This window comes from Flavobacterium sp. 40-81, from assembly GCF_001898245.1.
Lineage (GTDB): Bacteria > Bacteroidota > Bacteroidia > Flavobacteriales > Flavobacteriaceae > Flavobacterium > Flavobacterium inviolabile.
The window spans coordinates 387,654-402,999 of record NZ_MKTM01000041.1 but is presented as its reverse complement, the minus strand read 5'-3'; the positions used below and the strand labels follow the sequence as shown (position 1 = coordinate 402,999).

11 protein-coding genes are annotated in these 15,346 nt (G+C 39.6%); 7 read left to right on the top strand and 4 right to left on the bottom strand.

Translation table 11 applies throughout. From position 1 onward, the window contains the following. Nucleotides 1-139 precede the first annotated feature (139 nt). Entirely contained in the window at nt 140-1,729 is a 1,590-nt protein-coding gene (locus BGO42_RS17520; protein WP_273244023.1) for a peptide chain release factor 3, read from the bottom strand. A 245-nt stretch (nt 1,730-1,974) separates the two neighbouring features. Here BGO42_RS17520 and BGO42_RS17515 point away from each other — a divergent pair, with 245 nt between their 5' ends. The 5 genes from BGO42_RS17515 (at nt 1,975) to BGO42_RS17495 (ending at nt 7,603) form a co-directional block, all read left to right on the top strand. Beyond that, nucleotides 1,975-3,942 (top strand): peptidylprolyl isomerase, encoded by a 1,968-nt coding sequence (locus tag BGO42_RS17515; RefSeq protein ID WP_273244021.1) that lies wholly within the window; start codon nt 1,975-1,977, stop codon nt 3,940-3,942. Between the two features lie 3 nt (nt 3,943-3,945). Next, nucleotides 3,946-4,797 (top strand): hypothetical protein, encoded by an 852-nt coding sequence (locus BGO42_RS17510; RefSeq protein ID WP_177729824.1) that lies wholly within the window; start codon nt 3,946-3,948, stop codon nt 4,795-4,797. Beyond that, the gene (locus BGO42_RS17505; protein ID WP_177729822.1) at nt 4,781-6,148 is read left to right on the top strand and encodes a peptidylprolyl isomerase; all 1,368 of its coding nucleotides are present in this window, start codon (nt 4,781-4,783) and stop codon (nt 6,146-6,148) included. Before BGO42_RS17510 ends, BGO42_RS17505 begins: the two co-directional genes overlap by 17 nt. Before the next feature lie 81 nt (nt 6,149-6,229). Next, on the top strand, nt 6,230-7,183 hold the full coding sequence (locus tag BGO42_RS17500) for an AAA family ATPase (RefSeq protein ID WP_273244018.1): 954 nt from the start codon (nt 6,230-6,232) through the stop codon (nt 7,181-7,183). 51 nt (nt 7,184-7,234) lie between these two features. Further along, nucleotides 7,235-7,603 (top strand): hypothetical protein, encoded by a 369-nt coding sequence (locus tag BGO42_RS17495; protein WP_273244016.1) that lies wholly within the window; start codon nt 7,235-7,237, stop codon nt 7,601-7,603. A gap of 82 nt (nt 7,604-7,685) precedes the next feature. Here the strand turns inward: BGO42_RS17495 and BGO42_RS17490 are convergent, their stop codons facing one another. Further along, nucleotides 7,686-8,822, bottom strand: coding sequence for a hypothetical protein (locus tag BGO42_RS17490; RefSeq protein WP_273244014.1), 1,137 nt, complete (start codon nt 8,820-8,822; stop codon nt 7,686-7,688). A 36-nt stretch (nt 8,823-8,858) separates the two neighbouring features. On the opposite strand from BGO42_RS17490, the gene BGO42_RS17485 reads away from it, so the two are divergent. Beyond that, entirely contained in the window at nt 8,859-9,974 is a 1,116-nt protein-coding gene (locus BGO42_RS17485) for an acyltransferase family protein (RefSeq protein WP_273244012.1), read from the top strand. Nucleotides 9,975-10,317: 343 nt separating this feature from the next. Beyond that, nucleotides 10,318-12,582, top strand: a complete 2,265-nt coding sequence (locus BGO42_RS17480) for an aconitate hydratase (protein ID WP_177729811.1) — start codon at nt 10,318-10,320, stop codon at nt 12,580-12,582. A 148-nt stretch (nt 12,583-12,730) separates the two neighbouring features. Here the strand turns inward: BGO42_RS17480 and BGO42_RS17475 are convergent, their stop codons facing one another. Continuing rightward, nucleotides 12,731-13,693 carry a D-2-hydroxyacid dehydrogenase family protein gene (locus BGO42_RS17475; protein ID WP_273244009.1) on the bottom strand — a complete coding sequence of 321 codons (963 nt, stop codon included), beginning with the start codon at nt 13,691-13,693 and terminating at the stop codon, nt 12,731-12,733. Nucleotides 13,694-13,786: 93 nt separating this feature from the next. Beyond that, nucleotides 13,787-15,238 (bottom strand): glyceraldehyde-3-phosphate dehydrogenase, encoded by a 1,452-nt coding sequence (locus BGO42_RS17470; protein ID WP_177729807.1) that lies wholly within the window; start codon nt 15,236-15,238, stop codon nt 13,787-13,789. Between the last annotated feature and the right edge of the window lie 108 nt (nt 15,239-15,346).

The following is a 15,346-nucleotide window of genomic DNA, read 5'->3' as shown; positions in this document are numbered from 1 at the left end:
ATTAATGTTAATATATTGTGATTTTATGTCAATTTAATGATTGTAAAATGTAAAATTTTACGTGCGTATTGTTCAAAAAATAAAAAAGCGTAAACTTTTTTAGGGTTTACGCTTTTTTTATTGGTTTATCGGTAAGGTGTTAATCCATTTCCGAGGTGAAATGCAATTTAACCGTTGGGAACTTGCTTTGTGTCATCTGTATCGAGAAATCAGAATCGGCAAGGAATACCAACTGACCGTATTTGTCTTTTGCCAGGAACTTTTGCTTGATACGTTTAAATTCGGCGAACTCTTCGTTTTTAGTATCATCCGGTCTTACCCAGCAGGCTTTGAATGCCGGGAAATTTTCATAGGAACATTTAGCGCCATATTCGTGCTCCAGACGGTATTGGATAACTTCATACTGTAAGGCACCAACCGTTCCGATTACTTTACGGTTGTTCATCTCCAGGGTAAATAACTGGGCTACCCCTTCGTCCATAAGCTGGTCGATTCCTTTGTCAAGCTGTTTGGCTTTCATCGGATCGGCGTTGTTGATATAACGGAAATGCTCCGGAGAGAAACTCGGGATACCTTTAAAGCTCATCAATTCTCCTTCTGTTAAAGTATCTCCGATCTTAAAGTTTCCGGTGTCGTGCAAGCCGACAATGTCACCCGGATAGGAAATATCAACGATCTCTTTCTTCTCGGCAAAGAAAGCATTCGGACTTGAGAATTTCAGGTTTTTACCCAGACGAACGTGTAAATATGGTTTGTTTCTTTCGAATACGCCCGATACGATTTTAATAAAAGCCAGACGGTCACGGTGTTTCGGATCCATATTGGCGTGAATTTTAAAGACAAAACCGGAGAATTTATTGTCATCGGGTTTTACCTCCCGGGTATCGGAATCTTTTGGTCGCGGTGACGGTGCTATTTCAATAAAACAGTCCAGTAGCTCCCGAACCCCGAAATTATTTAAGGCCGAACCGAAAAATACAGGTTGCAGTTTTCCTTCCAGGTATTCGTTTCTGTCGAACGGCGGATAAACTTCATCAATTAATTCTAATTCTTCCCGTAATTTATTAGCCGGTTTTTCACCAATGATCTTTTCAAGTTCCGGATTGGCGATGTCCGAAAAAGCAATGGTCTCTTCAATATTTTTACGGCTGTCTCCTTCAAAAAGATTGATGTTCTTTTCCCAGATATTATAGATACCTTTAAAATCATATCCCATACCGATAGGGAAACTCAAAGGAGTAACTTTTAAGCCTAATTTTTTCTCCACTTCATCCATTAAGTCAAAAGCGTCTTTACCCTCTCGATCCAGTTTGTTGATAAAAACAATCATCGGGATGTTACGCATACGGCACACTTCTACCAGTTTTTCCGTTTGCTCTTCCACACCTTTTGCCACGTCAACAACAACAATTACACTGTCAACAGCTGTTAGCGTACGGAAAGTGTCTTCTGCGAAATCCTTGTGACCCGGAGTATCGAGAATGTTGATCTTTTTGTCCTTATAATTAAAAGCAAGTACAGAAGTGGCAACCGAAATCCCTCTCTGGCGTTCAATCTCCATAAAATCCGAAGTTGCTCCTTTCTTGATCTTGTTGCTTTTTACAGCCCCTGCTTCCTGAATAGCCCCTCCGAATAATAATAGTTTTTCCGTTAAGGTGGTTTTACCCGCATCGGGGTGGGAAATAATACCAAAGGTTCTTCTGCGTTGAATTTCTTTCTGAAAGCTCATTTTTAACAAAAATTAATGGCTGCAAAAGTAGCTATAATTTGTGAAAACTTCTTTTATAGCCAAAAAAATAAGAAGTTTAATATTACTTTATGCGACGATAATTTTTTGTTAATAGTAAAAAGCATAGTTGCATAATGTAATTGAATTGTTATTTTTGTTGATTGCTAATCAACTATTACCCCAGATCCTTGTTAAAGGACTGCCCGAAAAACAATAATTTTAAAGAAAATAAATATTTCAAAAGAATGAAATTAAAACATGTTCTGTTAGGTCTTTTTGTTGCTGCGAATACGTTCTCTTATGCGCAGGATAAAACAAAGAAAGTGCTTTTCAATATTGATAATCATCCTTTTTATACTGATGAATTTAGCAGAGTCTATAAAAAGAACCTTGATTTGGTAAAAGACGAATCACAAAAAGATTTGGATCAGTATCTGGATCTTTTTTTAGGTTACAAACTCAAAATTCAGAAAGCAAATAAATTAGGCCTGCAGAATGAAGCCAATTATATTGCAGAACTAAAATCGTATCGTACGCAATTGTCAAGAAACTATATGACAGATACGAAAGTTACCAAAGAACTGGTAGACGAAGCCTACAAGCGCTCGCTTAAAGAAATAAAAGCTTCCCATATCCTTATTAATGTTGACGAAAATGCGTCGCCTGCCGATACGCTAAAAGCCTACAACCAGGCTTTGGATATCCGTAAAAAAGCAATTGCCGGAGAAGACTTCGGAGATTTGGCAGCCCGTTTTTCACAGGATCCGTCTGCAAAAGACAACAAAGGAGATTTAGGGTATTTCTCTGTATTCAGAATGGTTTACCCTTTTGAAACTGCTGCTTACAAAACCAAAAAAGGAGAAATTTCGATGCCGGTCCGCACCCGTTTCGGATACCACCTGGTAAAAGTAAACGACATTCGGGACAACCGCGGTCAGGTAACGGTAGCCCACATCATGCTGATGAAAGCTGAAAACCCGATTGAAGGAGAAGCGGTTAAAAACACAATTGAAGATATCTACAAAAAAATAAAACAGGGTGAAAGCTTTGAAACCCTGGCACAGCAATTCTCGCAGGATCGCTCTTCTGCCGGTAAAGGCGGACTTTTACAGCGTTTCGGTTCGGGAGAACTAAGCTCGGAAGCCTTCGAAAATGTGGCCTTCTCATTAAAAAACTCAGGCGATGTGTCCGAACCGTTCCAAAGTCAGTTTGGATGGCATATCGTAAAACTGATCGAAAAATTCCCGGTTCGTGACTTTGCAGACACGCAAACGGAATTTGAATCCAGAGTTCGTAAAGACGACCGATCCAAATTGATCGATGCTTCCCTGAATGATAAGCTGACCAAAAAATATGCTGTAGAGAAAAACGCAAAACTATATGCCAAAGCGGCAAAACTGGTTACCGATAAATTCTATACTCAGGAATGGGAAGTGCCGGCAGCTACAAAAGAACTGGAAGGAAACCTTTTGGTGATCAACAAAGAAAAAGGCATTACCGCGATGAACTTCCTGGAATTTGTCAATACACAGCAAAAAAACAAATGGGGTCTGAAACCAATTGGTAAAGTTGTAGACCAGTTATACGGTAAATTCATTCAGAACCAGTTGGTAGCGTATTATAACGACAACCTGGAAAAAGAAAATCCGGAGTTTGCCAATGTAATGGATGAGTACAGAGACGGATTGCTATTGTTTGATTTAATGGAAAAAGAAATCTGGAACAAGGCAAAAACCGATACCCTTGGCTTAAAAGCATTCTACGAAAAGCATGTGGCTGATTACCAGTGGAACCCAAGAGTGGAAGCAAATGTATTCTCATCAACAAAAGAAGAAGCCATTCAGCAGACTTTGAAATTCTTAAAAAAGAAAAAATCAATTGACTTCATCAAAGAGCAATTGAATAAAGAGAATAAAGTTTCCATCATGGTAAAATCGGGTGTGTTCGAAGAAGGAAGCGATGCTTTGCCGAAACACCAGAAACTGGAATTGGGACTTTCGGATGTTTTTAAAGACGGGAACTATTATTTTATCACCCAGGTAACGAAAAAACTGCCTAAAGGAGCAAAAACATTTGAGGAAACCAAAGGGAAAGTAATCAATGACTACCAGCAATATCTGGAAAGCAAATGGGTTGACGACCTGAAAAAAGAATTTACGATAAAAGTAAATAAAGATGTTTTCACGCAGGTGAAGCAGGAGTTGCAGCAATAAAGCATGAAAAAAGTAGCCGTAATAATTTTAGGAGCCCTTACGGTTTTGTCTTGTGATTATTTTAAAGCAAAGCACAAACCGGAAGCCATCGCCAGAGTGAATGATTCCTATCTTTATTCTGACGAGATAAAAGGCCTGGTGCCTGCCGGTACCTCAAAAGAGGACAGCCTGACCATCGTGAAAGGCTATATCGACAGATGGGCGACCAAAACATTGCTGATGGATGCGGCTGAGGTAAATTTGAGCGACAAGCAAAAAGCAACTTTTGACGAACTGATAAAACAATACACAACCGATCTGTACACCGGTGCCTATATTGAGCAAATCGTAAAACAGGCGATTGATACGGTCATAACAAATGACGAATTGTTGCGTTATTATCAGGCGAATAAAGAGAACTTTAAAACAACAGGAAACCTGGTGCGGTTAAAATATATTAATCTGACAAAAGATAATCCTAAATTTGCCCTCATCAGAAGCCGTTTTAACTCGGCAAAAAAAGAAGATAAAAAGGCATTGGAGACGATGACCATACAGTTTAAAAGCTATGCTTTTAACGATACGGTCTGGGTAGACATGAACCAGGTGTATAAAGCCCTGCCGTTCGTTACTCCTGATAATCGTGATCGATATATTACAGATGGTATTTCCTATGAATATAAAGACAGTTTATCGGCTTATCTGGTCAAAGTAAATAAGGTTCTGGAACGCAATCAGGTAGCGCCTTTCGACTATATAAGCCCTACAATAAAACAAATAATACTAAACAACAGGAAATTAGAATACATTAAGAAATTTGAAAAAGAGATCACTAATGATGCCATTAAAAATAAGAAATATGAAGTTTATAAATAAAAAAGCGGCTTTTATTTTTGGATTGACGGTTGCCATCTTCGGAACGGCACAGGCGCAGAAAAGTCCAAAAAAGAAGATTGATGGAGTAGTAGCCGTTGTTGGGGAATATGTTGTTTTGGATTCAGATATCGACAAAACATTTGTCGAATTACAGGCACAGGGGATCGACATTAAAAACATTACCAGATGTGAAATGTTTGGTAAACTATTGGAAGATAAATTATATGCACACCAGGCAATACAGGACAGTATTGTTGTAACCGATCAGGAAGTACACGATTTTATGAATTCACAGCTGGACCAGATGGTAGAGCAGGTGGGTTCTATTGATAAAGTAGTTAAATTTTACAACAAGAAAAATCTGGAAGAATTTAAAACCTACTTTTTCGACATTGTAAAAATGAACAAGCTGACTTCGCAGATGCAGCGTAAAGTTGTTGATGCTGTCGAAATCACTCCGGAAGAAGTGCGTACCTTCTTTAAAGGAATTCCAAAAGAAGATTTACCGGTTTTCGGAGCAGAAATGGAAGTAGCCCAGATTGTGGTAAAACCTAAAATCTCGGATGCCGAAAAACAAAGGGTGATCAACCAGCTGAAAGACATCAAAAAAGACGTTATGGAAAACGGAGCCAGTTTCTACAGCAAGGCCGTTTTGTTTTCAGATGATAAAGCTTCCGTTCCAACCGGAGGATTCTACAAAATGACCCGTAAAACAGCTTTCGTAAAAGAATTTAAAGATGTGGCGTTCAGTCTGGCCGAAGGTGAAATTTCGGAACCGTTTGAAACCATGTACGGCTACCATATTATTTACCTTGAAAAAATCAGAGGGCAGGAACTGGATTTAAGACACATCCTGATTATCCCTAAAGTATCGGACGATGCAATGAAAGAAGCAAAAGAAAAAATCGAAAAAATCCGTCAGCGAATCGTAAACGGAGAGATCTCTTTTGCCGATGCGGCCCGTTCTTCTTCAGATGAAAAAGAAACCCGTAACAGTGGTGGTATCCTGGTTAACCCAAGGACATTGGAAACCCGTTTCGAATTAACAAAAATGGATCCGACGTTATACAGCCAGGTTTCCGATTTAAAAGACGGAAAAGTTTCCTTGCCGTTAGTGGATAATGACGATAAAGGAACAAAGTGTTACAAATTAATGACGGTTACCAATCGTTATGACGAGCACACGGCCGACTATGCTAAAGACTATATCAAGATTAAAGAATTAGCCTTAAAAGAAAAACAAATCAAAGCCATTGCAAAATGGACTGATGAGAAAATTAAAGAAACCTATATCAAAATTAACGGAGAATACAGAGATTGTAAATTCACGAATAATTGGTTGAAAAAATAATTTTTAAAAAATAATTAAAAGAGTTAGTTTTATGAATTTAAAGCTAACTCTTTTTTAATTTAATATATACCTGAAAATAACATGTCAGACGTTGCAGCAATTCAGAACTTGGTTCAAAAGCAAAAAGCACTTAAGCAGGAAATCGCTAAAATTATTGTGGGCCAGGATGAAGTAGTTAATCAAATTGTACTAAGCATCTTTGCTGGTGGTCATGCCTTGTTGGTAGGAGTTCCCGGATTAGCCAAAACCTTAATGGTCAATACGATTTCACAGGCTTTGGGACTTGAATTTAAACGGATTCAGTTTACGCCCGATTTGATGCCGTCCGATATTTTGGGAAGTGAGATCTTAGATGAAAGCAGAACCTTTAAATTTATCAAAGGCCCTGTTTTTTCAAATATAATTTTAGCCGATGAGATTAACCGTACACCACCAAAAACACAGGCAGCCTTATTGGAAGCCATGCAGGAAAAATCGGTTACGATAGCCGGACATCATTACAAACTGGACCTGCCGTTCTTTGTACTGGCAACACAAAACCCGATTGAGCAGGAAGGAACCTATCCGTTACCGGAAGCGCAGTTGGACCGTTTTATGTTTGCGGTAAAATTGAATTATCCCACCTTTGAAGAAGAAGTACAGGTAGTGAAAAGCACAACAACAGATGTGAAAGTACAGGTAAACCCATTATTTACAGCGCAGGAAATAATCGATTTCCAGCACCTGATCAGACGTATTCCGGTAGCGGATAACGTGATTGAATATGCCGTGTCTTTAGTGAGCAAAACGCGTCCTGATAACGCATTGGCAACAGACTTCGTGAAAAACTATCTGGATTGGGGAGCCGGACCGCGTGCTTCGCAAAACCTGATTCTGGCCGCTAAAACAAATGCCGCATTAAACGGTAAGTTTTCACCGGATATTGAAGATGTAAAAGCCGTTGCAACCGGAATTCTGCGCCATCGTATTATTAAGAATTACAAAGCTGATGCAGAAGGAATTACGGAAGAAATGATTATTGATAAATTGATATAATTTTTTTACTTTTATTACGTTTTTGATATACTAACCAAAAAACGTTGTCAAATGAGAAATATTTTAAAAAATTTACCGGAATTTTTACTGATCGGACTGGCTGTTTTCTTTTTTTTCGAAACCCTGATTGTAAGGAGCGAAATTAATTATGTAATGCTGATCGTGACCGCAATAATGGTTGCTCAGGTGATTTTTAAAAATAAATATTTTGGCGTCTTTTTGGGAATAGCCGTTGGCCTGATCTCCTTCGGACTTTTTTTAGCGGTCTTGTCTGATTATCGGAAATTCCCGGAAGTTACGACTAAAGCGATCGAATTGATAACCGTGGGTGGTTTGATGGCGTTGGCCGGAGCAGTATTATCGGCTGTCATGATTTTTAAATACTTTAGTCAGGACGATAACGCAGCAGTAAAACTATAAAACAACATAGCAATAAATAAAAGAGCCTTTTCAATACTTTTTGAAAAGGCTCTTCTGTTTTCAGGTATAACCGTTCTGCCGCTTATTGTTGCTGTATTTTCTGTTCCAGTTCCCGGTCGTGAAAAAACAAAAACATACTGCCCATCATGTCCTGTTCTGTAGCAGCGGTATTGTTCACGTTTAAAACTAATTCATAATCGTGATTGCCGTAAAGCCAGACACCGGTTTCGGAACGGAATGGCTGTATTGCTTTTAACCCGATCTTATCTTTATAATTGGTCACCTTACAGGTAAAAACAGTCTTGTTTGCAGTCTTGTCATAAATGCTGATTGCGGTAGCAAACGGGTGTACGTGCGGAGCAGAAAAATGCAGGCGGGCACTATCCTGAATTTGCAGTTGTTCCTTAATAGAACTGCGGTAAGTGGCAGCGCCGGTGGGGATCACCCAATGCCCGGACAATTTGTTTCCGTTCTTGTCTTCATAAGTATGATTTTTGGTCTCTACGGGAATGCACTGATTGCTTCCCGGATCCAAAGGACCTTTAAAAGGATCATGCTTGTCAAAAGGCAATTGTATAAAAACGGTTTTGCTCATCAAAGGCTTTATAGGATTTTTGGAAGCATCATATTTAACCGTGATTTTGTGCTTTACCTTTTTAAAAATATCCGGAATATTCTGGTTTAAGGTCTGCGATGTCACAAAAAGAAAATCGTTGCCTATAACAGGAACCCCGTAACCTTCCGGGAAATCAAAACGTTCCAGTCCTTGCGATAACGACGTGAGCCGCGGGTATTGTTTGCCAATGCGGTCGTTTAGCTGCCAGTGATGGTAATACTTTACATCATTGATGTCAACATTCATGTGGCAGATATAATCATTGGATAGTACGGCATTGGTATTGGCATCAAGTGCCTGTACTTCGAAACCTTTAATCCATAACAACTTTTCGGTCTGATTCAGCTGGATATAGCGGGAGGCTTTCGGGCCTTCCATGGATTTGTAAATACCGTCAATAAGAAAAGCAGGCGATACCATGTTGTATTCCTGTGTGCCGCTGGCAACCGTCCAGTTGCTGTCTAATAATCCGGTGAGATACAAAGCCTTTGTTTTTACGATTGCTTTATGCCGGTTGGATAACTGGGAATATACAATTCCGGTCACCACTATAGCGGAGAATACCAGGATTGCTGTATATTTATATATCTTTGATTTTGTCATAATTACATTCGGTAGAAAACAAAAATACATAATAAAATGAATGGTACTAAAATAACCGGAACGGAACGTGTTTTCGGATTAGATGTTATGCGTGCTGCGGCAATCCTGATGGTTTTAGGTGGCCATTTATTGTGGATTTACCCGGATTGCCCGAAAATATTATCCCAGCTCTTTACGTTGTTCGGATTTTGGGGTGTGGAACTGTTTTTTGTGTTAAGCGGCTTCCTGATTGGCGGCATTCTATACCGTTTGTTTTTACAAACGGACTTTACCCGGGCAACCGTTTTTTACTTTCTGCAAAGAAGATGGTTCCGGACACTGCCCAATTACTTCCTGGTATTGCTGCTCAATTGCGGCATCGGGGTGTTGTTTGGTTTTCAAATGACGCATGCCGGTTACTACTTCCTTTTTCTGCAAAACTTTGCCACAACCATGCCGGCCTTTTTTCCGGAATCTTGGAGCCTGTCGGTAGAAGAATTTGCTTATCTGATTAGTGTGCTGGCGCTTTTTGCTGCGGCTATACTGATTCCGGGAAAAAACAAATCCCGTCTTTTTATAACAGTGGTTTTAGGGTTGATTGCCGTATTTATAGGAACCAAGATCGGATATTACTGCTGGACGTCCAATACAACCCTGATCCAATGGAATGTATCGTTAAAAGCTGTAGTGATCTATAGGATAGACTCCATTTTAATCGGAGCCGCCTTTAGCTGGCTGTCTCTTAATTATCCGGAATTCTGGGCAAAGCAAAAGATAAAAATGGCTGCTTCAGGTTGTGTGCTGATAGTGCTGATGTATGTGGGAGTAGGTTTTTTCCGGATTCTGATTGCAGACTATCCGTTCTTTTGGAACGTACTCTATTTGCCGGTTACCTCGCTCACGTTTGCGCTGTTTCTGCCTGTTTTGTCCGGATGGAAAACGGCTCCGGCCTGGCTGCTTAAACCGGTTACTTTGGTGAGCCTGATCTCATATTCCGTTTACCTGCTTCATTACAGCCTTATCCTGCAATTACTCAAATACTGGATCGATACCACGGCTCTGGTGGGCTGGCAGCTGCATCTTTTTACAATAATGTATCTCGGCATTACTTTTTTACTGAGTTATCTGCTGTATCGTTATTATGAAAAACCGTTAATGGCACTCCGGAAATAAATTATTGGTTGCGAAAAACATTTTTCTGCGTTTATTTTAAGCGATAAAAACACTCATTTTAGCCTGTTTACAGGCTTTTATGACCGTGCGGATTTTGGGTTTTATTAGTAAATGAGTTGTTTTTTTTAGGAATTGACAATATAAAATTAAAAAAATATGAATTTCTTGCTTTTTGGTGTTATTTCTTGAATTCGTTGAAAAATATTCAGTAAAATAGAATGTTTATAAATAATAATTCTTTGAAATCAATGAAATGCTAAAAATTTTCAATTCTCATTAAGATTGCTTAAATTTGTGCCACTTTTAAAAAACAAACATAATAATAACATAACTTATTCATAGTATGGCTTTTGATATTGAAATGATTAAAAAAGTGTATGATAACATGGCTGAGCGTGTTGATAAAGCACGTGAACTTGTTGGTCGTCCATTAACATTATCGGAAAAGATTTTATATTCTCACTTGTGGGAGGGGACTCCAACACAAGCTTTTACAAGAGGTAAGGATTATGTTGATTTCGCTCCGGATAGAGTAGCGTGTCAAGATGCGACTGCGCAAATGGCATTATTGCAGTTCATGCACGCAGGAAAAAATAAAGTTGCCGTTCCAACAACGGTTCACTGTGATCACTTGATCCAGGCTAAAGTTGATGCAAAAACGGATTTAGCGAGAGCAAAATCACAAAGTAGTGAAGTATTCGATTTCCTTTCTTCGGTTTCCAATAAATACGGAATCGGATTCTGGAAACCGGGAGCTGGTATTATTCACCAGGTAGTTTTAGAAAACTATGCTTTTCCGGGCGGTATGATGATCGGTACGGATTCACACACTGTAAATGCAGGTGGATTAGGAATGTTAGCGATTGGAGTTGGTGGAGCAGATGCTGTTGATGTAATGTCGGGTATGGCTTGGGAATTAAAATTTCCAAAACTTATCGGGGTTAAATTAACAGGTAAATTATCAGGATGGACGGCTCCAAAAGACGTTATCTTAAAAGTAGCCGGAATACTTACGGTAAAAGGAGGAACAGGAGCTGTTGTGGAATACTTCGGAGAAGGAGCTACGGCAATGTCTTGTACCGGTAAAGGAACAATCTGTAATATGGGGGCTGAGATTGGTGCAACAACATCAACTTTCGGATATGATGATTCAATGGATCGTTACCTGCGTTCAACAGGACGTGCAGATGTTGCAGATGCAGCAAACAAAGTAGCACAATATTTAACAGCAGATGCGGAAGTATATGCTAATCCGGAACAATATTTCGATCAGGTAATCGAAATCAACCTTTCAGAATTAGAGCCGCACTTAAACGGACCTTTCACTCCGGATTTGGCAACGCCAATCTCAAAAATGAGAGAAGAGGCTGAGAAAAACAACTGGCCTTTAAAAGTTGAAATCGGATTAATCGGTTCTTGTACAAACTCTTCTTATGAAGATATTGCCCGTGCTGCGTCATTGGCAAAACAGGTTGCGGATAAAAAATTAAAAACAAAAGCACAATTCACAATCACTCCGGGATCAGAGCAGGTTCGTTATACTATCGAACGTGACGGATTCATCGATACTTTCGATAAAATCGGGGCAACAGTATTTGCAAATGCCTGCGGACCATGTATCGGAATGTGGGATAGAGAAGGTGCTGAAAAAGAAGAAAGAAATACAATCGTTCACTCTTTCAACCGTAACTTCTCTAAACGTGCCGATGGTAACCCGAATACATTAGCATTCGTTGGTTCTCCGGAATTGGTAACCGCTTTAGCGATTGCAGGTGATTTAGGATTTAACCCGCTTACGGATAAATTAATCAACGAAGACGGTGAAGAAGTAATGTTAGACGAGCCTACAGGAGATGAATTACCTAAAAAAGGATTCGCTGTAGAAGATGCAGGATACCAGGCACCGGCAGAAGACGGTTCGGGTGTTCAGGTAGCAGTTTCGCCAACATCGGAGCGTTTACAATTATTGGATCCGTTCCAGCCTTGGAATGGTGAAAACATTACCGGAGCAAAATTATTGATCAAAGCTTTCGGAAAATGTACAACCGACCACATTTCAATGGCAGGTCCTTGGTTGCGTTTCCGTGGTCACCTGGATAATATTTCTAACAATATGTTGATTGGAGCCGTAAATGCTTTTAACCAAAAAACAAATAACGTTAAGAACCAGTTAACAGGAGAATATGCAGAAGTACCGGCGGTACAACGTGCTTATAAAGCGGCAGGTGTTCCCTCTATCGTTGTGGGTGACCATAACTACGGAGAAGGATCTTCCCGTGAGCATGCTGCAATGGAACCACGTCATTTAGGTGTGAAAGCGGTATTGGTAAAATCATTTGCCCGTATCCACGAAACAAACCTTAAAAAACAAGGTATGTTAGCGTTAACGTTTGCAAACGAGGCAGATTACGATAAAATCCAGGAAAACGATACGATCAACTTCTTGGACTTAAAAGAATTTGCACCAGGTAAACAATTAACATTAGAATTTGTTCACGCTGACGGTACAAAAGATATCATCATGGTAAATCATACCTACAACCAGGGTCAGATTGGCTGGTTTGTGGCTGGTTCTGCCTTAAACTTAATTGCTGCCGGAAAAGCATAATTAAAGGATATAGTATAAAGCAAAAGCGCACCGAATTTCGGAGCGCTTTTTTTATATAAAATTTGGTAAAACCTCATACCTCATATTTCACACCTCACACTTCGTACTTCATATATCGTACTTCATATATCATACTTCGCCTCCTTCCTCATAAAACCTCCGGATTCACAATATTCGCAGGCTTCCCGCTGGCATAATGAGTAACATTTTCAAAAGCCTTTTCAAAGTAAAGTTCATAACTGTTCTGTTCAACATAACCCAGATGCGGCGTACAGATAACATTAGGCATTTGCAGCAGCTCATAATCCGGATCATAAACAGGTTCCTGCTCGTAAACATCTACGGCGGCAAAACCCGGATGTCCTTTTTTAAGAGCGCTTGCTAAAGCACCTGTCGCGATTAGCTCTGCCCGGCTTGTATTGATAATAATAGCCTCCTTTTTCATGTCCAGTAAATCACTTTCTGTTACAATTCCGGTTGTTTCATCGTTCAGGCGCAGGTGTAAAGTGATGATATCGGCATTCCGGAAAAAATCGGACTTGCCGGAAGCGGCCTGGAAACCGTCTTTTACAGCCTCATTCCGGGAATTTTCGCTGCCCCATACCAATACGGTAGCACCAAATGCCCGGGCATATTGTGCTACTTTTTTACCGATCTTGCCATAACCCCAAATCCCGATAGTCTTACCGTGAACGGTACTGCCGATGTTGACCTGCCATTTTCCGTCTTTCATTGCCTGGATGGCCTGCGGCAACTGGCGCACGGCATTCATGATCAAAGCCCATGTTAACTCTGAAGGCGCAACGGGCGAACCGATACCTTCCGCAACGGCAACCTTATGGCGGGTGCAGGCATTCAGGTCTAAATGATGCGATATTTTTCCCGTTTGACTGATGAGCTTTAAATTGGGCAGGCGGGAAAGCAGGGCTTCCGAAATTTCCGTTCGCTCCCGTATCAGTACCAAAGCATCGGCATCCGAAAATTTTGCCGCCAGTTTATCAATATCTTGTTCGGTTTCATTGTAAATAACAACCTGGTGGTCTTTAAGAAGTTTAAAGCAATCCAAATGCATTACGGCATTTTGATAATCGTCTGGAATTATGATTTTCATGATATGATTTTTAGGGAATAAGGAAACTTAAAGGTAAAAAAAACCGCCTCAGGATCCTGAGGCGGTTTGATAAAATTTCGTTAATAACGACTATTAATAGTACATGTAACGTCTTACTTTAGCAATGTATTTAGCCAAACGAATTACCTGGTGGCTATAGCCGTATTCGTTATCATACCAAACATACATAACCACATTTTTCCCGTCAGCAGAAACAATAGTTGCATTGCTGTCGAAAATAGAAGGAGCAGAAGTTCCAACGATATCAGACGATACCAGTTCGTTATTTAAAGAATATTTGATTTGCTCTACAAGTTCCCCTTCTAAAGCATATTGTTTCATAATGTCGTTTACACCGTCTTTAGAAGTTGCTTTTTCAACCTCTAAATTCAATACTACTAACGAACCGTTTGGAACCGGTACACGGATAGCATTGGATGTTAATTTTCCGGCTAAAGAAGGCAATGCTTTTGCAACAGCGCTTCCGGCTCCGGTTTCGGTAATAACCATGTTTAAAGCTGCAGCTCTTCCACGACGGTATTTTTTGTGCATGTTGTCAACCAGATTCTGGTCGTTTGTATAAGCATGGATTGTTTCCAGGTGTCCTTTTACAACACCTAACGTATCTTCTACTGCTTTTAAAATAGGAGTGATTGCGTTTGTTGTACAGGAAGCGGCTGAGTAAATTTTTACTTCATCCGGATTGTAATCGTTGTGGTTAACACCATAAACGATATTCGGTACCCCTTTTCCTGGAGCAGTTAACAATACTTTGTCGGCACCTTTTGAAGTTAAGTGACGGCTTAGGGCTTCTTCTGTTGTAAAAGCACCGGTATTGTCAATTACCAAAGCGTCGTTAATACCATATTTTGTATAATCGATATCTTCCGGAGCATTGGCAGTAATAATGTGTACTGTTGTTCCGTTAATAATCAAAGCATTGTTTTCCGGATCAGCAATTACAGAACCTTCGAAATCACCGTGAACAGAATCATAACGCAATAAAGAAGCTCTTTTTTCAAGAAGTACAGCGTCATTTTTATCACGGGTAACAATAGCTCTTAAACGCAATTGTTGTCCTTTACCGATTTTAGACATTAATTCACGTGCCAGTAAACGTCCGATACGGCCAAAACCGTATAAAACAACGTCTTTCGGCTGGATGTCCTGCGTGTCTTTTGCGTTTTTCAGTTTGTCTAAAACAAAAGCGGTTGCATCGTTATATTTATCATCTTCCAGATGATATTCATAAGTAAGTTTTCCAATATCAATACGGGAAGGTGGTAAATCCAAAGACTCGATAGCTCTTGCGATCTCTACTGAATCGAAAATATTGATTGGTTTTTGAACAAATTCTCCTGCATATTCGTGTAAGTTGATAATATCACTTACATTTCTGTCGATCAATTGGTTTCTGAAAAGAACTAATTCAATTGATTTGTCATACCATAAGTCGCTAATAATTTTGATAAATTCAACGCCAGCTCTTCTTCTGTCTGCCTGAAAAGCCAACTCTTTTTCGTATACAGCACTATTGTTGTTCATGAAGTAAATAAGTTAGATTGTGTTGTTAGTAAAATTGGTGCAAAAGTATTGATTTTTACTGAATTTATTTTAGAAAAAACAAGTTTTTTAAAATTAAAAACCCGACTA